We start from the raw sequence: 1,144 nt of genomic DNA on the forward strand, positions 1-1,144 counted from the left end.
CGCGCGTTCTTGGCAATCGTTGCAAGCGCGGCGTTCAGCTCGGCCAGGGACTTCTCGTCGAGCTCGTTGAACATGGTCGAGTTCAAGGCGAGCTTCCTCTTCGACAGCTTCTCGATTTCCGTCCTGGCCTTCGCCGTCAGCGACATCAGGACGAAGCGTGCGTCGTCCGCTGCCGGCCGGCGCGATAGAAAGCCGCTCCTTTCGAGGCTCTTGGTCTGGTTGGTCACGAAGGCCGGGTGAACGCGCAGCTTGTTTGCGATGTCGATCCCGGCGACGCCTCGTCCCTCGTCCAGTTCCGTGATGGCCATCAGGATCAGCCATTGCGGCTCGGTGATGCCGAGCAGCCCGGCCCAGCTGGTGTGGATGTCCTCCAGCTGCGAGTGAATTTCGACGACGTTCCAGATGAAGTCCGTAATCGCCCTGTCGAGTTTTTTCTCGATCATGTGGCTGCCCCCCGTTTCCTCGGTTCAGTCTTTTAATCGGATATTGGGGAATCGTCTCGTATATCGCGCATAGACAATGGTGGCGGACATCGCACGGAAGAAACGGTTCGGCGGTTTAGTACTTGCAGAACTCAATTAATTGAATTACGTCTCATCGCACTCAATCTTTGCTGCTCTTGACCGTGTCGGTGGACAGCGATGTGAGACCTCCAAGAAAGCCCTCGGGATGCCCCCCGAGGGCTTTTTGCCTTTTATTCAGTACGTTAGCGCCGCCGTCGGGCGCTCCTGTTGCTCTCACGCAACATCTCCCGCCGAACTTACATTTCATCAAATCAATAAATTGAGGCGGTTGTTTTTATAAACTATACGTGAGGCACGACGGAGGGGGGGCACCTCACTGTCGTTTCAGTCCGGACTTTCGGTACGGATCTGAATTGAACGGAAATTATGAGGGTGAAGCGGTGTCCGCCGAGGAAGCCGAGCCCCCTGAATCGACCTGGAGGTTTACCAAATGAAGTTGACGAAGACGCTTTTGCTCGGCTCGGCTGCCGGCCTGATGGCCGCCTCCGGGGCGTTCGCAGCCGATCTTCCCGTGAAGGCCAAGGCGGTCGAATACGTGAAGATCTGCTCGCTGTACGGCGCCGGTTTCTACTACATCCCGGGCACCGACACCTGCATCAAGCTGGGTGGTTATCTGCGCG

General features: G+C 57.2%; 2 protein-coding genes. One reads left to right on the forward strand and one right to left on the reverse strand.

What is annotated here, in order from left to right; all coding sequences use genetic code 11:
* Positions 1-443: MarR family winged helix-turn-helix transcriptional regulator (locus TSA1_RS32580; RefSeq protein ID WP_100181460.1), on the reverse strand; the 443-nt coding region annotated here is incomplete at its 3' end.
* A gap of 511 nt (positions 444-954) precedes the next feature.
* On the opposite strand from TSA1_RS32580, the gene TSA1_RS32585 reads away from it, so the two are divergent.
* Positions 955-1,144: porin (locus TSA1_RS32585; protein ID WP_174719357.1), on the forward strand; the 190-nt coding region annotated here is incomplete at its 3' end.

Origin of the sequence: Bradyrhizobium nitroreducens (assembly GCF_002776695.1) — a bacterium.
Taxonomy (GTDB): Bacteria; Pseudomonadota; Alphaproteobacteria; order Rhizobiales; family Xanthobacteraceae; genus Bradyrhizobium; species Bradyrhizobium nitroreducens.